We start from the raw sequence: 6,625 nt of genomic DNA on the forward strand, positions 1-6,625 counted from the left end.
TTCACAGGCATTCAAGTGCTTGCCCAACTGGCGCCTGAGTATTCGAATGCTTGTGCAGGAACCCATAAAATTGCGCGACGGGCATCGGTCTGGCAAACAGCCAACCCTGCCCGAAGTGCACGCCATGACCACGCAAATACTCGCGCTGCGCCTCGGTCTCTATGCCCTCAGCCACCAGTTTCAAGCGCAGACTCTTGGCCATTTCGATGATGTGAACCGTCACCGAAGACGCCGCCGGATCGACGTCGATGCTGTCGACGAACGACTTGTCGATCTTCAATACATCCAATGGCAACTGCTGCAGATGCTGCAGGCTGGAAAACCCGGTGCCGAAATCGTCGATGGCCGCCACAAAGCCCAACTCTCGCGCCCGATTAATGGTCTGCCGCGCCGCATCAATCTGCAGAAAGCCGCGCTCGGTTGCCTCAAGCCATATCTGACTCGGCCACACATCAGCCTTGCTTATCGCCGCCTGCAGCCGGGGCAGAAAACGCCCGCTGCTGACATCCGCCGCCGCCAGGTTGATCGCCACATGCAGATCACGCTGCTGCACCAGTAGCGGCCCCAGGTCCTCCAGCACATGGTCGATGACCTGATCCGTGATCGGCAGAATCAAGCCACTCTGCTCCGCTAATGGAATAAACGCGTCTGGCGGCACCAGGCTGCCGTCCGGACGCAGCCAGCGCACCAGCGCTTCGGCCCCGACGCAGGCGCCATCGTGCAAATCGATGATCGGCTGATAGTGCACGATGAACTCGTGATTGCGCACCGCCACCTCAAGTTCGGCCAGTGGCGACAAGCGCTGCCGGGTACGCCTGACGAGCATCAACACCAGCATGCCGGCGAGCAGCCCACCCATCGGCAATAACAGCATCTCCCTGCGGATCAGCCCCTGCAGTAACTCATGGCGCGACACGGCGGCAATCGCCACCCAGTCACCGCTGTGCACCAGCGTATAGAGATAGCCATCCTCCAGCGCTGTGGCCGAGCCCAAATGTACCCGGCTAATGAACCGCTCCGCCCCCGGCCGTGATACACCGACCAGTTGCCCGGCGGCGGTGCCGACCATCAGATGCACATCATCCTCCACCATCACCTGCAAAAACTGCTCAGGGTCGACCAGCACGTTAAACGCAGCATATTGCAGCGCCATCATCGGCTTGGCGGGAACAATTCGCGCCTGAACGCCAAGCGACACACGCACACCATCAGCGGTGGTGAAATCTTCCTTCCACGGCGTCACCCGATGGCCCACCGTCCCCCACGAACCGCAGACATAAACCTCTTCCTCGACGTAGCCGATCGACTTCACCGAGAAGGTGTTGATGGTCAGCAGACGCATTTCATCGATGCTGTCCGGGGTGCAAGGGGCGAGTTCGGACGCAGCGATGCTCTTCAGCACGCCGGCCGCTTCATGAAACGTATTGTTGGCGCGATTCGAGGCCACGACGGCCAGCGATTCCAGACGTTGCTGCGTCGCGGTCAGGTTCAACACCCAGGCGACATAGCCCATCAAAAGTACGGGAAGCAAGACACACGGAAGGCCCAGGAGAATGCTCCCCCAGACAATGCGTTTTTTATTCATTTGACGCCACCTTGGCCCACGGCCCGTGACGTGCGGCTGCACGGCTGTTTCTTCAGCAAAACCAGCTTACCCCCGCCGCCCGCCAGCAAACTTGTCGCAGATCAATATTTCCGAGCAACGCTCAACGCCGACCGATCAACTGCGCAGGACTGACCCCATAAGCCTTCTGAAAATACTGACAAAACCGCCCGACGTTACTAAACCCAAACCGCAACGCCACCTCAGTCACTGACCCCGAATGCCGCTGCGCCAACGTCTCATAGGCCCGCTCCAACCGCACCTGCCGCTGATACGCCACAATCGACGTCCCGACAAACCGCCGAAACCCCTCCTGCAATGCGCGCTGACTGACATTACTCAACCGCGCCAGATCCACACCACTCACCAACTGCTCCGGATGCGCCTGAATAAACTCCACCGCCAACTTCACATGCCGCGGCGCAATCAACGGAGCAGGGCGGCGCAAGGCCTCAGTGAAATTGTGCGGCCAGGCTTCCAGCACCGCATCAATCAACATCTCCCGCAACCGCGACGGCATCAACGTGCCGGTGTTGATCAACACATCAAACTCCGTCCCCGTCGCCAAATCGATCAACGCCTTGATCCCCTGAAACGCCGCCGTGTTCAGATCCACCACCGGCTCAAACACAATCTTCTGCAGAACCGGCTTACCCAACAGCATCGACAACCGCTCGGTGAGCTGACCCCGACTAATCGACATCCCATGCTGCGCGTGATTGTCCAGGAAGTGCATCGAGCGAATGTCAGCCTTGTCGATGGCTAAACCGATGTGCGCCATGCCGATGGATTCGGTGGCGTGGTTGAAGATGATCCTGCCGGCAGTGGGGATGACGAAAGTTATCTCGTCCTGCGGGTCTGGGAAGGACACGGTGAAATCGCCGTGGTAATGCATGCGACGAAAACTGACGCCTTCGTGACGGCCATAGACACCGCCGATGATGATGTTGGAGGGTAGAGGCGGGCTGTCGGAATAGCGGTTGCCGAAGAGTTTGGAGAAGAGAGCGCCGAAGTCTTCGGAGTGAAGGTTTTCGGAGCGGAGGATGATTTTTTGGCGGGGTGGGGTTGGGAACACTTTAGGCGGTTCCTTGGATTGGAAGGCATTCGGAGAAGAGGGACGCGTTTTGGCGCGATGAGGCTAGCAATTGGGTGTGACAGGTCTGTGACGGGGGAGGGGGTTACTGTTGTAAGGTCTGCTTTCGGCCATTAGCGGTCAGTTGTCAGCACCGTGAACTGCCTCAGCTAGCTGGTCATCGAAGTATTCCGTGTCATCACGGGGCTCTGAATCCAATCGCCGTTTGGCCTCGGCCAACATTTGAGGAAATGCGATTCGTTGGTTCAGAAAAGTAGCGACCATGAGATCTGACAGCTCTTTAAGAGGCGTGTCCCAGGCATCTCGACAATGCTGTAGTAACGTTGTCGGAGCCTCTCCTTTCCAAGGGCCAATGATGTTGGCTACTGTCGTCGGTTGGACCATTGGCATCAATTCGTACTGGTTGGAAAACGGGATTCTATCGACAGATCGCACGCAGTGCGAAGGGCCGGTTTGGGTCGAAAGCCTTCCTTCGGGATTGACTGCTTATGGTCGAAAGCGGACGCATCATGCAGCTTTGTCCGTAGTTGATCCTTCTGGGGCAACAACCTGTCGCTGCCCCAGAGGATCACGGCTTACTCCACCGGCACAACGTTATCCAACGCCCGATTCACTGCCAATTCCCCCAGCATCACTACCTGCGCAATTCCTTGCAGTGTCTTGCGAGCCGACCCGTCCACCAGTCCAATCACATTCCCAAGCATGACCGAAGCCGAGCCCAGCGATTCACTGGCGTTAACCAGCAATTCCTCAGTCGGGGTTTTTGGGTTTGCGGAGAACATAGTGCTGGTTTTGTAGGGCGTGGCGTTGATGGCGGCTGCGGGTTTCAGGTAGTGGTCGAGGGCGCGTTCGGCGGCTTCGTGGAATTTCTTCGAGTCGGCTGATTCGTAGGGGGAGGCTGGATCGGTTTCTGGTGGGTTGGGTGTAGGTTTGAACATTAGATAGAACTCCTCATGCCGCAATTAATTTAAAGGAGCCATCCAACCTCGCTACCAAACGTGGGTGGTGGCCATGCGCAGGTTGGTAGACCGGGACATGAGGAAACCGGCGCACCCGAAGGTGCCCTGTGCATGGCCACCATAAAGCCGAGACGAATGAACGCCGCGAAAGGTGAAGCCGTGCACCTCATGTACGGGCTACCAAACCCGATCACTGCTTTTCAGTGACCAGCCCACGATAGAACCCGCACTCAAGGCGCACAAGCCGGCGGATTCTGGCGTAGTCGTAGGTAACGGCGCAAGGCGTTGTAGCCTGGGATGACGTAACGATGGGTGTCTTTAAACAGGGTTGGGATTCAGGTTAAACACGGTGAGGTTTTGCGATGTGTTTTGGGGGAGGAGAGCGGGGGGCTGGTTCGCAGCACAGCGGGAGCAAGCTCCCTCGCCACAGGCTGCCTTGGGATTTTGTTGGGTCTCGGTCATAGAACCTGATGGGTTACGCCTCTGCGATGTCTGCGGCGTGTTTTTCAGTCGTTGCCTGCGCGGCGGTGGCAGCGATATCCCACGTCAGCATGATCTGAGTGATCGCCGCGTCGATCACCTCAAGCGGCGTGTCATCCCGGGCGAGGATGGAAATCCCCTGCAAGAAACTATCGAACACCGTCGCCATGGCTGTCGCGACAGTACTCTCGGGTAATTCCCCGACAGCAACCCCACGCTCGACACACGCCACAATCCCCGCACGCGTGTGCGCCCGTGACTCAGTCAGCGCTTCCACCACGCCCGCATTCTCTGGACTCGGCGCGCTCATCACGCCAAGCGTAACCATGCAGCCCTTGGGGTGTCCGTCGTCACACTGCATGCGTGCCGACTGGCGCAATGCAGTTTCAACCGCTTGGCGCGGTGGCAGGTTTTCGTCCCATAGGCATTCAGTGACTTTGGCGAACGTGGCCAGGTAACGCTGCACGCATTCATCGAACAAAGCTTCTTTGGAGCCGAACGCGGCGTAAAAGCTTGGCGCGGAGATTCCGCCGCCCAGTTCTGCTTTGAGCAGGGCGAGGGAGGTCGAGTCATAGCCGTGCTGCCAGAACAGTTGCATGGCCTGTTCGACGGCGTCGTCGCGATCAAAATTGCGGGGGCGGCCCGTTCTTGCCATTTCGAGATTCCTCGGAGAGATGACTTAAATACTAGACGATACATAAATTGTTGACAACGAGCGGTCGCTGCCGCCAGTATTTTATATCGATCGGTATTTAAGTCTGAAAAATCCTAACTTAAGGAATCTCCCGTGACACCTTCAAACACTTTATCGGCTGCGCCGAGAAGCCTGCCCATCGGCGCCTTGCTGGCGCTGGCCATGACCGGTTTCATCTGCATCGTCACCGAAACCTTACCCGCGGGGCTGTTGCCGCTGATCAGCGAAGGCCTGGCGATTTCGCCGTCGATGGCCGGGCAGATGGTCACCGCGTATGCGTTGGGTTCGGTGCTGGCGGTCATTCCGATGACTATCGCCACGCGCGGTTGGCGCCGGCGGAATGTGCTGTTGCTGACTATCCTCGGATTCTTGCTGTTCAATTCGATCACGGCGCTGTCGTCTCATTACGGGGTGACGCTGGTGGCGCGCTTCTTCGCTGGTGTTTCGGCGGGGTTGGCCTGGAGCTTGTTGGCCGGTTATGCCCGGCGCATGGTCGAACCCGATCAACAGGGCAAAGCGTTGGCGCTGGCGATGGTCGGCACGCCGATTGCTCTGTCGTTGGGCGTGCCGCTCGGGACATGGCTGGGCGGGCTGGTGGGCTGGCGCACCGCGTTCGGCATCATGTCGGGGTTGACGTTGATTCTGATCGTGTGGGTGCTGGTGAAAGTGCCTGACTATCCACCGCAACCTGCGCATCAACGCATGTCGTTGCGCAACGTGCTGACCACGCCGGGCGTTCGATCGGTGCTGGCGGTGGTGATCAGTTGGATGCTCGCGCACAACATTCTCTACACCTATATAGCACCGTTCGTGGCGCCGGCTGGGTTGGAGGGTCGGGTCGATCTGGTGTTGTTGGCGTTTGGCATCGCCGCGCTGGCCGGGATCTGGCTGACGGCCAGGCTGGTTGAGCCGCTGCTGCGCACCACCACGCTGGTGAGTCTCGCAGCGTTTGCGGCGGTGTGCGTGGAGCTAGGCTTTTTCGGGCGTATGCCGGAGGTGATCTACATCGGCGTGGCGGTGTGGGGGTTGAGCTTCGGCGGCGCGGCGACGTTACTGCAAACCGCGCTGGCGGATGCGGCTGGCGATGGCGCCGATGTCGCGTTGTCATTGAATGTGGTGGCGTGGAACAGCGCGATTGCCGGCAGTGGCGTGGTCGGTGGGGTGTTGCTGGACAGGTGGGGCGTGGCGTCTTTCCCTTGGGCGATGCTGGTGCTGGTCGCCGTGGGTTTTGCAATTGTCTGGCGGGCGCGGGGGCATGGCTTCAAGTCGGGGCCGCGTGGCGCTGGACGGAAAACGGTGGTTGGGCACTGACTATAGAAGAGGTCGCAGATTCGATGAGGCCTTACCCTGATGCGACGGCACACTGTGGGTTAGTATGCTCGACGGCTGGAATGCACCCTCTCGACTAAAAGGACGCGACACTGATGGTAACTGCCTTCGCTGAAATCACCGAGCGTTTGAACAATCGCCGGTTCTGCGTGGCGGACAACGCCCAGGGGCTATCCGATGCACGTACAGTCTTTCACTACTATGTAGAGGATGAGGCGGTTTGGGGGACTTATCAGGGCGGGCATATCCGGGTGGGCAATCAGGTCGGACGCGTAACGGGGCCGAATACCATTGAGCTGCTATATCAGTGCATCACTCTGGAAGGCGAGATTCGGGCGGGTTGGTCCCGTGGCAGGGTTGGGGTTGATGACACAGGGCGGACTACGTTGAGTTTTGTTTGGGGTTGGTTGTCTGGGGCGAATGGGGGCGGGGAGTCGAGTTACGTTGAGTTGGTAGCGTAGCGCTGA

General features: G+C 58.9%; 6 protein-coding genes. 2 read left to right on the forward strand and 4 right to left on the reverse strand.

The window, feature by feature from the left end:
• Position 1: 1 nt before the first annotated feature.
• From ACA074_RS12530 to ACA074_RS12545, 4 genes are all read right to left on the reverse strand, one after another.
• A complete protein-coding gene (locus ACA074_RS12530; protein WP_497679141.1) occupies positions 2-1,585 on the reverse strand; it encodes an EAL domain-containing protein in 1,584 nt (527 codons plus the stop codon).
• Between the two features lie 121 nt (positions 1,586-1,706).
• A complete protein-coding gene (locus ACA074_RS12535) occupies positions 1,707-2,678 on the reverse strand; it encodes a helix-turn-helix transcriptional regulator (protein WP_497679142.1) in 972 nt (323 codons plus the stop codon).
• A 593-nt stretch (positions 2,679-3,271) separates the two neighbouring features.
• Positions 3,272-3,634, reverse strand: a complete 363-nt coding sequence (locus ACA074_RS12540; protein ID WP_497679143.1) for a DUF6124 family protein — start codon at positions 3,632-3,634, stop codon at positions 3,272-3,274.
• A 496-nt stretch (positions 3,635-4,130) separates the two neighbouring features.
• Complete coding sequence (locus tag ACA074_RS12545; protein WP_497679144.1) at positions 4,131-4,790, reverse strand: TetR/AcrR family transcriptional regulator; 660 nt, start codon at positions 4,788-4,790, stop codon at positions 4,131-4,133.
• Positions 4,791-4,922: 132 nt separating this feature from the next.
• Here ACA074_RS12545 and ACA074_RS12550 point away from each other — a divergent pair, with 132 nt between their 5' ends.
• Positions 4,923-6,140, forward strand: a complete 1,218-nt coding sequence (locus ACA074_RS12550; protein WP_497679145.1) for an MFS transporter — start codon at positions 4,923-4,925, stop codon at positions 6,138-6,140.
• Positions 6,141-6,253: 113 nt separating this feature from the next.
• Entirely contained in the window at positions 6,254-6,619 is a 366-nt protein-coding gene (locus ACA074_RS12555; RefSeq protein WP_497679146.1) for an avidin-fold protein, read from the forward strand.
• Positions 6,620-6,625: the final 6 nt, after the last annotated feature.

It is taken from the genome of Pseudomonas sp. LBUM1655, assembly GCF_059716085.1.

Coding starts and splice junctions, on each gene's coding strand:
- ACA074_RS12530 (WP_497679141.1), bottom strand. CDS start 1,585: ATGAATAAAAAACGCATTGTCTGGGGGAGCATTCTCCTGGGCCTTCCG.
- ACA074_RS12540 (WP_497679143.1), bottom strand. CDS start 3,634: ATGTTCAAACCTACACCCAACCCACCAGAAACCGATCCAGCCTCCCCC.
- ACA074_RS12555 (WP_497679146.1), top strand. CDS start 6,254: ATGGTAACTGCCTTCGCTGAAATCACCGAGCGTTTGAACAATCGCCGG.
- ACA074_RS12545 (WP_497679144.1), bottom strand. CDS start 4,790: ATGGCAAGAACGGGCCGCCCCCGCAATTTTGATCGCGACGACGCCGTC.